This is a genomic window from Pantoea sp. BJ2, assembly GCF_040255075.1.
Classification (GTDB): Bacteria; Pseudomonadota; Gammaproteobacteria; order Enterobacterales; family Enterobacteriaceae; genus Pantoea; species Pantoea leporis.
This window is the reverse complement of record NZ_CP158292.1, coordinates 1,243,182-1,257,527: the sequence shown is the minus strand read 5'-3', so window position 1 is coordinate 1,257,527 and position 14,346 is coordinate 1,243,182. Positions and strand designations below refer to the sequence as shown.

Below are 14,346 nucleotides of genomic sequence, written 5' to 3'. Positions count from 1 at the left end.
ACGCAGGTTAAGGGCGTGAGAGGAGAGAAATCAGGCCGGATTGTCGATGTCGATAAAGGTCACATCAAGGCCATGATGGGCAGCTAACCATTCGCCCAGCGCCTTGATGCCGCCGCGTTCGGTCGCGTGGTGTCCGGCGGCAAAGAAGTGCAAACCTTGTTCGCGCGCGCTGTGGATGGTTTGCTCGGAGACTTCACCGGTAATAAAGGCATCGACGCCAAAGGCTGCCGCGCTATCGATAAAGCCCTGACCGCCGCCGCTGCACCAGGCAACGCGCTTGATCAATGCCGGCGCGTTATCACCACTGTGAAGCGGTGTGCGACCTAAACGTTGGGCAATTTTTTCCGCCAGCGCCGCGCCACTCAGTGGTTGTGCCAGCTCGCCCCACGGTACCAGTGGCTGAATCTCGCCTTTCACTGCAATATCAAACAGACGCGCCAGCTGCGCGTTATTACCCAACTCGGGATGCGCATCCAGCGGCAGATGCCAGCCATACAAATTGATATCATTGGCCAGCAGCGTGCGCAGACGCTGGCGCTTCATGCCTTTAATCACCGGCGCTTCGCTTTTCCAGAAGTAACCGTGATGTACCAGCACCGCATCGGCGTTGCGCTTCACCGCCTCATCCAGCAGCGCCTGACAAGCGGTTACGCCAGTGATGATGGTTTTCACCTCGGCGCGCCCTTCCACCTGCAAACCGTTCGGTGCGTAGTCGCTGAAGGCGCAGTTATTCAGCTGCTGGTTAACGATCTGTTCTAACTCGACATTATTCATTACGGCTCCCTGACCGCCTCAAGCCGCGCTGCGGGCGCGCTCAAAGGCGTCTAGTGTCTTTTTACGTGCGTCCTTATGTTCCACGATTGGCGCGGGATAATCGAGTTTCTTGTTATTTTTCTGCGCCCACACTTGCGGCTGATGAATATCGCTGTCGGGCACGTCGCTGAGTTCCGGCAGCCACTGACGGATAAAGTCGCCCTGTTTATCAAAGCGCTCGCCCTGCGTGGTGGGATTGAAGATACGAAAATAGGGCGCGGCATCGGTGCCAGTTGACGCGGCCCACTGCCAGCCGCCATTGTTGGCGGCCAGATCGCCATCGATCAGCTGCTGCATAAAATAACGCTCACCTTCACGCCAGTCGATCAGCAGATCCTTCACCAGGAAACTGGCGGTAATCATGCGCAAGCGATTATGCATCCAGCCGAGCGTGTTGAGCTGGCGCATCGCCGCATCAACAATCGGATAGCCGGTTTTGCCCTGTTGCCAAGCCGTTAAATGTTCCTGGTTAGACTGCCAATCCACGTTGCGCGTCCAGTCGACAAACGGCTGGTGCTTACACAGCGCCGGAAACGCCACCATCAGATGACGATAGAATTCGCGCCAGATCAGTTCGTTCAGCCAGGTAAAGGCCTTGCCCTCGTTGAGCGCATCGGGATGCTCTTTGAGCACGCGATGAAGACATTGGCGCGGCGACAGCACGCCAGTGGTCAAATAAACCGATAAGCGGCTGGTGCCGTCAATGGCCGGTAAATCACGCTGATCTGGATAATGCTGCACCGCCTGTTTAGCGAAGTGGCGCAGCTGTTTTAACGCCGCCTCTTCTCCCGCCGGGAACAGGCTTTCATCAAAGGCTTCACAAGGATAATCAAAAGCGGGAATCTTCTTTTCGATACTGATGGGCGCACCATCACGCGCTTTCGGTGCCTGATGGCACTCCGGTAAGCCCTGATGTAAACGACGAACAAAGGCTTTGCTGAACGGCGTGAACACTTTGAACATGGTGTTGCTGCCGGTTTGCACGCTGCCCGGCGGCAACAGCAAGCTGTCATCGAATCCCTGACATATTACGCCCTGCGCATCCAGACGTTTCTCCGCCTGCGCATCGCGTTCACGCTCGTTAATTTCGTACTGGTAGTTGTAGAACAGCGCATCAACCCGTTGCTGCTGGCAAAATTTCGCCAGATATTCAATCGAAGCGGCAAAGTCATCACACTGATGGAAATGCAGAGGAATGCCGCGTTCAGCCAGTGACTTCTGCAACAAACTGAGACTTTGCTGGATGAACGCCGCCTGCTTTGGCGCCATATGGTGTTGCTGCCACTGCTGCGGTGTGGCGATAAACAGCGCAATCACTTTGGCCTGGCTATCGCGGCAGGCGGCGGCCAGCGCCGTGTTGTCATTGAGGCGCAGATCGTTGCGCAGCCAAACTAAATGGGTGGTCATAAAGCCCCGAAATTATTGGCCGTAGCGCAAACGCAGCGCTTCCGGATAAGGATCAAAATAGCGCTGCTGTGCCAGCCACGGATGCGGGTATTCCGCCATGTAGTGTTTCAGCATGGTGATCGGTGCTAACAGCGGCTGTACGCCCTGACGATAACGATCAATCAGTTGCGCCAGCTCCTGACGCTGCGGCGAACTCAACTGCGGACGGAAGTAGCCTTGTACATGCATCAGCACGTTGGTGTGATTGCGTCGTGATGCCTGATGTGACATCAGGTGCATCAGACGACTGCGGTACTCAAAGGCGTAATCCTCCAGCGAATCCCATTGGTCCATCGCCGCCACAAAGCGGCCCATCTCGCGATATTCGTCCTGCGCATGAGATAGCAGCAATAATTTGTAGCGACTATGGAAGGCCATCAGCTTGTGGCGCGATAATCCGCTGCGCCACATTTCGTTGAATTCGTGCAGCGCATAGACGCGTCCGATAAAGTTTTCGCGGATAGCGTCGTCATGCAGACGACCATCCTCTTCCAGCGGCAGCCATGGCATCTCTTTCTGTAAAAATGCGGTAAACATGCCGGTGCCCGCTTTACGATTGTTGTTGGTTTCAGGCTCGTAAACGCGGACACGTTCCAGCCCACAGCTAGGGGATTTGGCACAGAGGATGTAGCCGCACAGATGATGTAGCGACTTCACGCGTTCGGCGGACCAGCGCTGCATCTTTTCCGTCACCTCTTCGCCGCCATCTTTGCTGAAACAGAGATGGATGTTTTCATCGCTCTCTTTTACCAGGCGCAAAGCCGGACGCGGCGTCGGTAAGCCAATCGCCATTTCGGGACATACAGGTTCAAAGCGCACAAATGGCACGAGTTCGTCCGTGGCGAAAGCAAAACGTTTATGGCCACCATCAAATCGGACGTTATCCCCGAGCAGGCAAGCGCTGATACCAACAGGAATTTTCTCGCTCATACTTGTACAACCTCATAAATCTTGTAGAGGTTTTAAGTGTAGCTGAAATGCGCGGAGATAACAGCGGGAACGCGCGGTGGGCGTGAAAATTATCAATAAAAAACCCGGCGCTTCACGTGAAGTCGCCGGGTTAATACTGCGCTAAATTCGCTTACCAGTGAATGCCGGCAGCCGCTTCAGACTGCGCCAGCCAGACGGGTTTCGTGCTGGTTTTGCACCACATACGATGCAGGTAACTGTACAAACGTGCGCGATCTGAGCGGAATAACATCACTGGCAACGCCAGCAAACCGATTGCTACCACCAGCACGCGGCGCAGTACGATTTTATACAGTGGATATGCGCGATCCATCTTTGGCCCCCTTGTGGTAAACATTGCGTTGAAATGTGATCTGGTTCAGATATTAACCGTTGTTGTGTAATTTTACTACTCATCCGACCACTATATTTGCACTTTTTTTCAGCAATTTGTGTGGTGATGAAAGTTAGTTACAAGATTGTGAATTAAACGATGCTTTCAAGTTAAAAACTTCGTGACGGACGCCGGGCCGCTTTATTGCTAAAGTGATGCGTTAACTTTTTTGCCGCTGGAGGCAGCGTGACGACCATCTTGATAGTGGAAGATGAAAAAGAGATTCGCCGTTTCGTGCGCCTTGCGCTGGAGAGCGAAGGCCTTAAGATTGTGGAAGCGGAGCAACTGCAGCGCGGCCTGATTGAAGCGGCGACGCGTAAGCCGGATCTGGTGATCCTCGATCTCGGCTTGCCGGATGGTGATGGCAATGACTTTATCCGTGAAGTACGTCAATGGAGCAGCATGCCGGTGATTGTGCTGTCGGCACGGAGCGATGAGCAGGATAAGATTGATGCGCTGGACGCGGGTGCGGATGATTATCTCACTAAGCCGTTTGGCATAGGTGAACTGCTGGCGCGCGTGCGCGTGGCGCTGCGTCGCCATCAAAGCAACCAGCCAGAACCGATTGTGAAATTTGGTGAAGTGAGCATAGATTTAGCGGCGCGCCGTGTATTGCGCAGCCGACAGGAAGTGCATCTGACACCGACTGAATTCCGCCTGCTGAGTTTGCTGGTGAACAACGCCGGAAAAGTGCTGACCCAGCGTCAATTACTGAATCAGGTTTGGGGGCCCAATGCGGTGGAACACAGCCATTATTTGCGCATCTATATGGGGCACTTGCGGCAGAAGCTGGAAGCGAATCCCACGCAGCCCAGCCATTTGCTGACCGAAACCGGCATCGGCTATCGATTTATGCCATAAAAAAAGGCCGCTAAGCGGCCTTTTTTCTTCACTGCCCAATCAGGCGTTTTTCAGTACTTCGCTAACAATCTCAACCGCTTCTTTCTCGATTTGCTGACGATGTTCAGCACCCAGGAAGCTTTCGCAGTAGATTTTGTACGCGTCTTCTGTACCTGATGGACGCGCGGCGAACCAGCCGTTTTCCGTCATTACTTTCAGACCGCCGATTGACGCACCGTTACCTGGCGCGGCAGTCAGGCGTGCGGTGATCGGATCACCCGCCAGCGTATCTGCGCTCACCATTTCGGGTGACAGCTTAGACAACGCGGCTTTCTGTGCAGAAGTCGCCGGAGCCTGCAGACGGTTATAGCTTGGCGCACCAAAGCGTTCGGCCAGCTCGTCATAGTGCTGCTGCGGGTTCTTGCCAGTTACCGCCGTGATTTCAGCAGCCAGCAGGCACAGAATGATGCCGTCTTTATCGGTTGACCAGGCTGAGCCATCGAAACGCAGGAAGGATGCGCCCGCGCTCTCTTCACCGCCGAAACCGAAGCTGCCATCGAACAAACCATCAACGAACCATTTGAAACCAACCGGCACTTCCACCAGCTTACGTCCAATGTCGTTGACCACGCGGTCGACCATCGCGCTGGAAACCAGGGTTTTCCCTACAGCAACGTCTTTGCCCCACTGCGGGCGATGCTGGAACAGGTAGTTGATCGCCACCGCCAGATAGTGGTTCGGATTCATCAGACCCGCAGGCGTGACGATGCCGTGACGGTCGTAATCAGGATCATTACCAAAGGCCAGATCGAATTTGTCTTTGTACGCCAGCAAACCGGCCATCGCGCACTCGGATGAGCAGTCCATACGCACCACGCCATCTTTATCCAGATGCATGAAGCGGAAAGTCTGATCGATCGCATCGTTCACGATGGTCAGATCCAGTTTGTAGTGCTCAGCAATGCGCTGCCAGTAAGCAATGCCGGAACCGCCTAACGGATCGACGCCAATTTTCAGGCCGGCTTTCTGGATGGCGGCGAAGTCAATCACCTGAGCCAGACCTTCAACGTATGGCTGGATCAGATCCTGCTCAACGATGTGGCCGCTCGCCCATGCCTGATCCAGCGGCAGACGTTTCACGTCTTTCAGCTCGCCTTTGATCAGCTGGTTAGCGCGATCTTCCACCACTTTGGTAACGTTGGTATCAGCCGGGCCACCGTTTGGCGGATTGTATTTGATACCACCATCTTCCGGTGGATTATGCGAAGGCGTGATAACGATGCCGTCCGCCTGCGCGCCGCCGCGTTTGTTGTGCTCAAGAATCGCGTTCGAGATTGCAGGCGTTGGCGTGTAGCCATTGTCCTGCTGAACAATTACGTCCACGCCGTTAGCGGCCAGCACTTCCAGCACCGACAGAATCGCTGGCTCAGACAGTGCATGCGTGTCTTTACCGACGTAGCACGGACCGGTGATGCCATTCTTTTTACGCTCTTCAGCAATCGCCTGCGCGATCGCCAAAATGTGCTGTTCATTGAAGCTTTGGCGTCCCGCGCTACCGCGGTGGCCTGAAGTGCCAAATTTCACCGCATGATCCGGATTCGCCACATCGGGCTTCAGGACGTAATACTGCGAGGTTAATTGTGCAACGTTAATCAAATCGCTCTGCTGGGCAGGCTGCCCGGCACGGGGGTGATTGGCCATTGGCGCTTCTCCCTGACGCTTCAGTTAAATGGTGCCGCGAACTTTCTCTGTCAGTTCCTGCGGGAACTGCATAGCCAGCATGATGTGTTCCACCATGCTGCATTTGCGACCTGTATTGGTGTTCGTGATCACCCAGTACGGTGTGCCGGGAACGTGCTTCGGCTTGGTATGGGTGCCATTTTGCAGCAGCGTGTGCTCGTCGCCCGCAAAGTAGACGCGGGTACGGCCCTGCAGCGAGGCAGTAGCTTCAGCAAACGCAGCCGGATCAAGACGATAGAGCGTTGACAGTACCAACATGAAGCGGTTAACCGCCTTATTCTGCTCGGCATATTCATCGGAAAGCAGCAGCTCACGTACCGCACGGACGCGATCCTGAGGACGCGCTTCACGGCTGGCAGGTTGCGCTTCTTTCATTGATGCACCAGCGGCGGGCGCAGCGGGTGCGCTCTGTCCGGCGGTGAACTTCAACATGCGGCGCAAAATATCTGAGGCGCTTTCACCAATGTGCTGCGTGTGGCTGGCAATATAACGGTAGAGTTCTTCGTCAACTTCAATCGTTTTCATCTTTTTCCGTACGATTCTGGCAAATGACAGAACCACGCATTCTTGCAACGTCCTTAGCAAAATCCAGTCGTGCAAAACGTGAGCGGGTTCTAACATAAGGATTATAAAGTTAAATCCGTGGCAGCCGATAGCGTTGGCAACGTTTACGGGCAAAAGTCGGAATATGCCCTAATGCCCACCGGCCTGACTGCTGGACAGGTGAATCCATGATAACCTAAGCCAAGGTCACAACCGTAAGAACTTTAGCCATGATTTTGAACGCCCGTCTGCAAACTGAACAATCTGCCCCCAATGCCACGCCGATTCTGTTGATCCATGGTCTTTTTGGCAGTCTTGATAACCTTGGCGTGCTGGCGCGTGGGGTGCGTGATGCACGTCCGACGCTGCAAGTTGACGTGCGCAATCACGGCTTGTCGGCGCGTAGCGATGAGATGAATTATCACGTGATGGCGCAGGACATTGTCGAAACGCTGGATGCGCACCATATCGATCGCGCGGGTGTAATCGGACACTCGATGGGCGGCAAAATCGCGATGGCACTCAGTGCCATCGCGCCGGAGCGTATTGATAAAATGGTAATGATCGATATCGCGCCCGTTGATTACCAAACGCGCCGCCATGACGAAATTTTTGCCGCTATCCGGGCCGTGAGCGCCGCGGGCGTCACGCGCCGCAGCGAAGCCGCTGAAGTAATGCGTCAGCATATTGATGAAGAAGGCGTGATCCAGTTCATCCTCAAATCTTTCGCAGAGGGCGAATGGCGCTTTAATGTGCCGGTGCTGTGGGATAACTACAGCACCATTTCCGGCTGGGAAGAGATTCCTGCGTGGCCGCATCCGGCGCTGTTTATCCGCGGCGGCGACTCGCCTTATCTGGATAATCAGCATCGCGATGCGCTGCTGCGTCAGTTCCCGCAGGCACATGCACATGTGATCAGCGGTGCTGGACACTGGGTGCACGCCGAGAAACCCGATGCGGTGTTACGCGCCGTTCGGCGTTTTTTTAACCTGTAAAAGCAAAAGCTTGCCGCTTGCGCTTTAGGGTTGGCGTCAGGGAAGGCGCTGGAGTATGATGTCGCGCTAAAAATTTGCCACGGATATTTTTTCGCCGTGGTCGGGCCGATAATGTTTTAATCGCGCAGCGCCTTTCCGCCGTTCGCGCCCACTCAGTTTTACAAACCATGGCAAAAGAACAGACAGACCGCACTACGCTTGATCTCTTCGCAGACGAGCGGCGTCCTGGTCGCCCGAAAACCAGCCCGCTGACGCGTGATGAACAGTTACGCATCAACAAACGCAATCAGCTCAAGCGCGATAAAGTGCGTGGGCTGCGTCGTGTTGAGCTGAAGATGTCGAGCGAGGCGGTTGACGCCCTCAGCACGCTGGCCGATCAGCAAAACATCAGTCGCAGCGAATTGATTGAACAAATGCTGCTGGCACAGCTCAAACTGTCGTAACGCGCGAAGACCGCACGCTGGAACACAAAGTCACGGCTTTATACGTTCCGCACTTTTTACCGGTCTGCTATTATTCGCATAACTGTGCAGTCAACTGACTTACTTTCACAATCAGGATTTAAGAGGTTACCTAACCCATGGCAATCGTAGGCATTTTCTTCGGCAGCGATACCGGCAACACTGAAAACATTGCAAAGATGATCCAGAAACAACTGGGTAAAGATGTCGCCGAAGTGCATGACATTGCTAAGAGCACCAAAGAAGATCTCGAATCGTTCGACATCCTGCTGCTGGGTATCCCAACCTGGTATTACGGCGAAGCGCAGTGTGACTGGGATGATTTCTTCCCGACGCTGGAAGAGATTGATTTCAATGGCAAGCTGGTAGCGCTGTTTGGTTGTGGCGATCAGGAAGATTACGCCGAGTACTTCTGTGATGCGATGGGCACTATTCGTGACATCATTGAGCCGAATGGTGCGGTGATCGTCGGTCACTGGCCAACCGAAGGCTATCACTTCGAAGCCTCTAAAGGCCTGGCCGATGACAAAAACTTCCTTGGTTTGGCCATTGACGAAGACCGTCAGCCGGAATTGACCAACGAACGCGTTGAGAAGTGGGTGAAGCAGATCTTTGATGAGCTGCAGCTGAAAGAGATTATTGAAGCTTAATTCCCTGCTCTGCCCGATGTGCGCACTGCCTCACATCGGGTAACGGAATTTCCTATAAAAATAATAGCTACGGTTTTTTAACTTTTCCCCGCAAATCTGTAGAATACCCGCAATGGTCATCCGCTTATTCCTCTGGCAGTAGAATGAGGCTGAGTGAAATGGAATCCAAAACCCAAGCGTCTTGAAGACGTTAGTGACGATATCCTTACAACCTTTGGTGATTAAGGACGTTGCCTTGGTTTTCATTTCACTGCTTGAGTTCTATAATGAGACGCAAATGAGAATGCGCGTTGACCTAAACATTCAAGGCCCCTGCGCCGCAAGTGACTAGCAAAGTAACAGGACAATATCCGCATGACTGACAACAACTCCGCATTGAAGAAGGCTGGCCTGAAAGTCACGCTACCCAGACTGAAAATTCTGGAAGTGCTTCAGGGACCCGGCCCAGAGTCCCATCACGTCAGTGCGGAAGATTTGTATAAGCGCCTGATTGATATGGGCGAAGAGATTGGTCTGGCAACGGTGTATCGCGTTCTTAACCAGTTTGACGACGCGGGCATCGTAACCCGTCACAACTTTGAAGGCGGCAAATCTGTCTTCGAATTGACTCAGCAGCATCACCACGATCACTTGATCTGCCTGGATTGTGGCAAAGTTATAGAATTCAGCGATGAATCAATCGAAACGCGTCAGCGTGAAATTGCCACTCGCCACGGCATTAAGCTCAGCAACCACAGCCTGTACCTGTACGGTCATTGTGCTCTGGGAGACTGCCGCGAAGACGATACGCTCCACGATAAGTAATTGAGTGTGCTATGCAGTATAAAAAAAGCCGGCGCTTGAGCCGGTTTTTTTATGCCTGTAATCAGGCGACAAGCGTTTCCTGCAGGTAACGCCAGCGCGGAATGGCGGTGCTGCAATCCAATACCGCCAGTGAAATGCGGCTCTGATTGATGCCGTTCATCATCTGTAATTCACGATACTGAATCGTCACTTCCTCGCTTTGCTGCGAGATGATGGCGTGCTCACTGGTGGCAATGCGCATGCCTTCACGCTGCCCCTGTAACTGGCGAAACAGCACTTCCATTTCATTGAGGTCCAATCGTTTGCCTTGCGGCGTGACCATTTTGAAGTCGGGATGAAAGTGCGATAAAAACAGATCAATGCTGTCGTCACTGCCTTCCGCCTGATTGAAAATACGTTCAATAAGCTGATGTAAAACCACCACGCTATGCCTGGCTTCCTGGGCGAGAGTTGTCATTTTTTTTCCTTAGATAAGCCGCAGAGCACCGTCTGAGAGCGCATAGCCTACCTGAAAAAAAGTTTTTCACACTGCCAAATGGGTTAATTTTTCTAAAGTCAGAATAGTCGCAAATAGGGAATTAAAGGCGGATTGAGGCGTGCAGCATAAAAGGTCGTATCTGGCCAAATTGAGATAATAAAAAAGGGCGATTGCTCGCCCTTTCATGATCTTATCGTGCTCGCGACTAAAACTATTAATCGCCGATTTTTGCCCAGGTATCACGCAAACCTACAGTGCGGTTAAACACCAGCCCGGAGGGCTGTGAATAGACGCTATCAGCACAGAAATAGCCTTCACGTTCGAACTGGTACGGTGCCATCGAATCGGCAGCACGTAAACCAGGCTCAACGAAGCCCTGTTTGATTTCCAGTGAGTTTGGGTTGATGGTGGTGAGGAAATCCTCAGCCGCGCCCGGATTTGGCACACTGAACAGACGATCGTACAGGCGGAATTCCGCTGGCAGCGCGTGGATTGCAGAAACCCAATGGATAACGCCTTTCACTTTACGGCCATCGGCCGGATCTTTGCTCAGCGTATCAACGTCGCAAGTACAATAGATGCAGGTAATATTGCCTTCAGCATCCTTCGCCACACGTTCGGCACGGATCACGTAAGCATTACGCAGACGCACTTCTTTACCCAGCACCAAACGCTTGTACTGCTTGTTGGCTTCTTCACGGAAGTCAGCGCGATCGATCCACACTTCACGGCTGAATGGCACTTCACGCGTGCCCATCTCCGGTTTGTTCGGATGATTCGGCATAGTGATGATCTCATCGTGACCTGCAGGCAGGTTCTCGATCACCACTTTCAACGGATCCATTACCGCCATCGCACGCGGTGCGTTTTCATTGAGATCGTCACGAATGCACGATTCCAGTGAAGCCATCTCCACGATATTGTCCTGTTTGGTCACACCAATACGGCGGCAGAACTCACGGATAGAAGCGGCGCTATAACCACGACGACGCAGACCCGAAACGGTTAGCATGCGCGGATCGTCCCAGCCTTCTACCACCTTCTCGCTCACCAGCTGAGTCAGTTTACGCTTCGACATCACCGCATATTCCAGATTTAGGCGTGAGAACTCGTACTGACGCGGATGAACCGGAATGGTGATGTTATCCAGCACCCAATCATACAGACGACGGTTATCCTGGAACTCCAACGTGCAGAGAGAGTGCGTAATGCCTTCGATCGCATCCGAAATGCAATGAGTGAAGTCGTACATCGGGTAGATGCACCACTTGCTGCCGGTCTGATGGTGATCGGCAAACTTAATGCGGTACAGCACCGGATCGCGCATCACGATAAAGCTGGACGCCATGTCGATTTTGGCACGCAAACAGGCTTTGCCCTCTTCGAAACCGCCATCGCGCATCTTCTGGAACAGCGCCAGGTTTTCTTCCACGCTGCGATCGCGGTATGGGCTGTTTTTACCCGGCGCCGTCAGTGAACCGCGATACTCACGGATTTCATCCGCCGACAGTTCATCAACGTAAGCCAGACCTTTGTTGATCAGCTCAACCGCATAGTTGAACAGTTGGTCGAAGTAGTCTGAGGAGTAACGAATGTTGCCGCTCCACTCAAAGCCCAGCCATTGCACGTCACGCTTAATGGATTCGACAAACTCCAGATCTTCTTTAACTGGGTTAGTGTCGTCGAAACGCAGATTGCACTGACCTTGATAGTCTTGCGCGATACCAAAGTTCAGGCAGATAGATTTCGCATGGCCAATATGCAGATAACCATTGGGCTCAGGCGGGAAACGGGTATGCACACTGTTGTGCTTACCGCTCGCCAAATCTTCGTCGATGATCTGACGAATAAAGTTCGTTGGGCGGGCTTCAGCCTCACTCATCTCAAAATCCTCAAAAACTATAACGGGTGATTTGTACCACGAAGTAACGGAGTATGATCCACAAAGCGCAGGAGGGAAACAACCGTTTGTTGGTCGTTTTAAAACAAAAAAGGCAGGAATCGCTTCCTGCCTTCTGGCTCAATCACAAGGACTTAGCCTTTAACCTCGTACAGCGGGGTTTCGCCTGCAACCACTGAACCGGTTGCCAGTAAATTCAGACCAGCGAAATCATCGCTATTGCTGACCACAACCGGACTGATCATCGAGCGGGCGTTGGCATTGAGGAAGTCCAGATCCATTTCCAGGATTGGCTGACCTGCAGTGACCGTTGCGCCCTCTTCAACCAGACGCGTGAAGCCTTTACCTTCCAGCGCTACTGTATCCAGCCCCATATGTACCACGATTTCGACGCCGTTTTCCGCCTCAAGGCAGAACGCATGGTTGGTGTTGAAGATCTTCACCACAGTTCCGGCGGTTGGCGCAACCACGGTTTTGCCGGTTGGCTTGATGGCCAGACCATCACCGACTGCCTTGCTGGCGAATGCTTCGTCAGGCACATTTTCCAGCGCAACGATGTCACCGGTTACTGGCGCCAGCAGCGTAGCAATCACGGCTTTTTCGCTGTTCAGCACCGCCTGCGGTTTTACTGCAGCAGCAGGAGCAGCCGTTGACGCCGCGGCAGATGCCGCAACTGGACCTTTGCTCAGTACGGTTTTCATTGCTGTTGCAATGCTTTCCGCCTGCGTACCGACAATAACCTGTACGCTCTGCTTGTTCAGACGAATCACACCTGAAGCGCCGAGACGTTTAGCGACACCTTCATTAACCTGCGCGGAATCTTTAACGTTCAGACGTAGACGTGTGATACAGGCATCGATGTTGGTCAGGTTTTCTGAGCCACCTACCGCCGCAATATAACGACGCGCCAGAGATTCAGTTTGGCTTTCACCGTTGCCGCTGTTATCGACATTGACGTCATAACCATCGGTTTCATCGCCCGCAGAGAGTTCGCGGCCCGGCGTCATCAGGTTGAATTTCTGGATGGTGAAGCGGAATACCACGTAGTAGATAACGAAGAACACCAGACCTTGTGGGATCAGCATCCACCAGTGCACCGCCAGCGGGTTACGCGTTGACAGCACCATATCCACCAGACCCGCACTGAAGCCGAAACCGGCAATCCACTGCATGCTCGCGGCGATGAATACAGAAAGACCGGTCAGTGCCGCGTGAATCACATACAGCACCGGCGCCACGAACATAAAGGAGAATTCCAGCGGTTCAGTGATACCCGTAAAGAAGGCGGCAAAGGCCGCCGCCAGCATAATGCCGCCGACTTTAGCGCGGTTTTCCGGGCGTGCACAGTGGTAAATTGCCAGCGCTGCTCCTGGAAGACCAAACATCATGATTGGGAAGAAGCCCGCCTGATAACGACCGGTGATGCCTGGGATACCTGTACCTTCAGCGATAGACTGCGCGCCGCCAAGGAATTTAGGAATATCGTTGATACCGGCAACATCGAACCAGAATACCGAGTTCAATGCGTGGTGTAAGCCAACAGGAATCAGCAGACGGTTAAAGAAGGCGTAGATGCCCGCACCGACGGAACCCAGCTTCTGAATATGCTCACCAAAACTTACCAGTCCACCGAAAATGATCGGCCAGATATACATCAGAATGAACGCAACCAGGATCATCAGGAACGATACAAGGATCGGCACCAAACGGCGACCGCTAAAGAAGGACAACGCTTTTGGCAACTCAACATGACTAAAGCGGTTATAGACTTCAGCAGAAAGAATCCCGACAAGAATGCCAACAAACTGGTTATTAATTTTACCGAAGGCAGCGGGAACTTGCTCCACCGGCATCTTCTGAATCATTGCCACCGCTGCCGGAGAACAGAGTGTGGTCACAACCAGAAAGCCGACAAAACCGGTTAACGCTGCAGCGCCATCTTTATCTTTTGACAGACCGTATGCCACACCAATGGCAAACAGCACTGGCATATTGTCGATGATTGCCGAACCGGATTTGATCAACAGTGCTGCCAGCGCATTGCCTGCGCCCCAGCTATCTGGATCGATCCAGTATCCAACGCCCATCAAGATTGCCGCTGCCGGCAAAGTCGCTACCGGCACCATAAGCGCGCGGCCGACCTTTTGCAGATATCCTAGAATACTCACCTTATTCTCCCCCTATGAGACTGGCGTTTTGCCGTGGCGCAGGTTGATTTTATTATCCCGTCGCCCGGTACCTTGATGACACTTTTCACCACGAGGCGCAGTGTAAAGATAAATTAATTCGCCTCGCAAATTAAAACCACTACAACTGTGACTTTAATCACCAAAA

General features: G+C 53.1%; 14 protein-coding genes. 5 read left to right on the top strand and 9 right to left on the bottom strand.

The genetic code is table 11. The features are described 5' to 3' along the window. Positions 1 to 30: 30 nt before the first annotated feature. The 4 genes from AAF463_RS05700 to AAF463_RS05685 form a co-directional block, all read right to left on the bottom strand. Positions 31 to 774, bottom strand: coding sequence for a type 2 GTP cyclohydrolase I (locus tag AAF463_RS05700; RefSeq protein ID WP_350261679.1), 744 nt, complete (start codon positions 772 to 774; stop codon positions 31 to 33). 18 nt (positions 775 to 792) lie between these two features. Further along, positions 793 to 2,220: a deoxyribodipyrimidine photo-lyase gene (gene phrB / locus AAF463_RS05695; protein ID WP_350261678.1), complete on the bottom strand. Its 1,428-nt coding sequence runs from the start codon at positions 2,218 to 2,220 to the stop codon at positions 793 to 795. Positions 2,221 to 2,232: 12 nt separating this feature from the next. Continuing rightward, the gene (locus tag AAF463_RS05690; RefSeq protein WP_101763228.1) at positions 2,233 to 3,189 is read right to left on the bottom strand and encodes a 2-thiouracil desulfurase family protein; all 957 of its coding nucleotides are present in this window, start codon (positions 3,187 to 3,189) and stop codon (positions 2,233 to 2,235) included. A gap of 151 nt (positions 3,190 to 3,340) precedes the next feature. After that, entirely contained in the window at positions 3,341 to 3,541 is a 201-nt protein-coding gene (locus tag AAF463_RS05685; protein ID WP_008107019.1) for a YbfA family protein, read from the bottom strand. A 246-nt stretch (positions 3,542 to 3,787) separates the two neighbouring features. Here AAF463_RS05685 and kdpE point away from each other — a divergent pair, with 246 nt between their 5' ends. After that, the gene (kdpE, locus tag AAF463_RS05680) at positions 3,788 to 4,462 is read left to right on the top strand and encodes a two-component system response regulator KdpE (protein ID WP_350261677.1); all 675 of its coding nucleotides are present in this window, start codon (positions 3,788 to 3,790) and stop codon (positions 4,460 to 4,462) included. Positions 4,463 to 4,501: 39 nt separating this feature from the next. Here the strand turns inward: kdpE and pgm are convergent, their stop codons facing one another. After that, positions 4,502 to 6,142: a phosphoglucomutase (alpha-D-glucose-1,6-bisphosphate-dependent) gene (gene pgm, locus AAF463_RS05675; RefSeq protein ID WP_350261676.1), complete on the bottom strand. Its 1,641-nt coding sequence runs from the start codon at positions 6,140 to 6,142 to the stop codon at positions 4,502 to 4,504. A 24-nt stretch (positions 6,143 to 6,166) separates the two neighbouring features. Beyond that, positions 6,167 to 6,706: a replication initiation negative regulator SeqA gene (seqA, locus tag AAF463_RS05670; RefSeq protein WP_110865729.1), complete on the bottom strand. Its 540-nt coding sequence runs from the start codon at positions 6,704 to 6,706 to the stop codon at positions 6,167 to 6,169. A 248-nt stretch (positions 6,707 to 6,954) separates the two neighbouring features. Here seqA and ybfF point away from each other — a divergent pair, with 248 nt between their 5' ends. From ybfF to fur, 4 genes are all read left to right on the top strand, one after another. Beyond that, complete coding sequence (gene ybfF, locus AAF463_RS05665; protein WP_110865728.1) at positions 6,955 to 7,719, top strand: esterase; 765 nt, start codon at positions 6,955 to 6,957, stop codon at positions 7,717 to 7,719. A gap of 167 nt (positions 7,720 to 7,886) precedes the next feature. Beyond that, entirely contained in the window at positions 7,887 to 8,162 is a 276-nt protein-coding gene (ybfE, locus tag AAF463_RS05660) for a LexA regulated protein (protein WP_007890670.1), read from the top strand. 137 nt (positions 8,163 to 8,299) lie between these two features. Next, on the top strand, positions 8,300 to 8,830 hold the full coding sequence (gene fldA, locus AAF463_RS05655) for a flavodoxin FldA (RefSeq protein WP_350261675.1): 531 nt from the start codon (positions 8,300 to 8,302) through the stop codon (positions 8,828 to 8,830). 354 nt (positions 8,831 to 9,184) lie between these two features. Beyond that, positions 9,185 to 9,634: a ferric iron uptake transcriptional regulator gene (gene fur, locus AAF463_RS05650; protein ID WP_007890672.1), complete on the top strand. Its 450-nt coding sequence runs from the start codon at positions 9,185 to 9,187 to the stop codon at positions 9,632 to 9,634. 61 nt (positions 9,635 to 9,695) lie between these two features. On the opposite strand, the gene AAF463_RS05645 is transcribed toward fur, so the two are convergent. From AAF463_RS05645 to nagE, 3 genes are all read right to left on the bottom strand, one after another. After that, positions 9,696 to 10,091: a hypothetical protein gene (locus AAF463_RS05645; RefSeq protein ID WP_210081547.1), complete on the bottom strand. Its 396-nt coding sequence runs from the start codon at positions 10,089 to 10,091 to the stop codon at positions 9,696 to 9,698. A 235-nt stretch (positions 10,092 to 10,326) separates the two neighbouring features. Further along, complete coding sequence (glnS, locus tag AAF463_RS05640; RefSeq protein WP_350261674.1) at positions 10,327 to 11,994, bottom strand: glutamine--tRNA ligase; 1,668 nt, start codon at positions 11,992 to 11,994, stop codon at positions 10,327 to 10,329. Positions 11,995 to 12,146: 152 nt separating this feature from the next. Then, a complete protein-coding gene (gene nagE / locus AAF463_RS05635) occupies positions 12,147 to 14,174 on the bottom strand; it encodes an N-acetylglucosamine-specific PTS transporter subunit IIBC (protein ID WP_350261975.1) in 2,028 nt (675 codons plus the stop codon). Between the last annotated feature and the right edge of the window lie 172 nt (positions 14,175 to 14,346).

What these genes read in the sequence shown, in the direction of transcription:
- AAF463_RS05700 (WP_350261679.1), bottom strand. Translation starts at nt 774, where the DNA reads ATGAATAATGTCGAGTTAGAACAGATCGTTAACCAGCAGCTGAATAAC.
- phrB (WP_350261678.1), bottom strand. Translation starts at nt 2,220, where the DNA reads ATGACCACCCATTTAGTTTGGCTGCGCAACGATCTGCGCCTCAATGAC.
- AAF463_RS05690 (WP_101763228.1), bottom strand. Translation starts at nt 3,189, where the DNA reads ATGAGCGAGAAAATTCCTGTTGGTATCAGCGCTTGCCTGCTCGGGGAT.
- AAF463_RS05685 (WP_008107019.1), bottom strand. Translation starts at nt 3,541, where the DNA reads ATGGATCGCGCATATCCACTGTATAAAATCGTACTGCGCCGCGTGCTG.
- pgm (WP_350261676.1), bottom strand. Translation starts at nt 6,142, where the DNA reads ATGGCCAATCACCCCCGTGCCGGGCAGCCTGCCCAGCAGAGCGATTTG.
- seqA (WP_110865729.1), bottom strand. Translation starts at nt 6,706, where the DNA reads ATGAAAACGATTGAAGTTGACGAAGAACTCTACCGTTATATTGCCAGC.
- ybfF (WP_110865728.1), top strand. Translation starts at nt 6,955, where the DNA reads ATGATTTTGAACGCCCGTCTGCAAACTGAACAATCTGCCCCCAATGCC.
- ybfE (WP_007890670.1), top strand. Translation starts at nt 7,887, where the DNA reads ATGGCAAAAGAACAGACAGACCGCACTACGCTTGATCTCTTCGCAGAC.
- fldA (WP_350261675.1), top strand. Translation starts at nt 8,300, where the DNA reads ATGGCAATCGTAGGCATTTTCTTCGGCAGCGATACCGGCAACACTGAA.
- fur (WP_007890672.1), top strand. Translation starts at nt 9,185, where the DNA reads ATGACTGACAACAACTCCGCATTGAAGAAGGCTGGCCTGAAAGTCACG.
- AAF463_RS05645 (WP_210081547.1), bottom strand. Translation starts at nt 10,091, where the DNA reads ATGACAACTCTCGCCCAGGAAGCCAGGCATAGCGTGGTGGTTTTACAT.
- glnS (WP_350261674.1), bottom strand. Translation starts at nt 11,994, where the DNA reads ATGAGTGAGGCTGAAGCCCGCCCAACGAACTTTATTCGTCAGATCATC.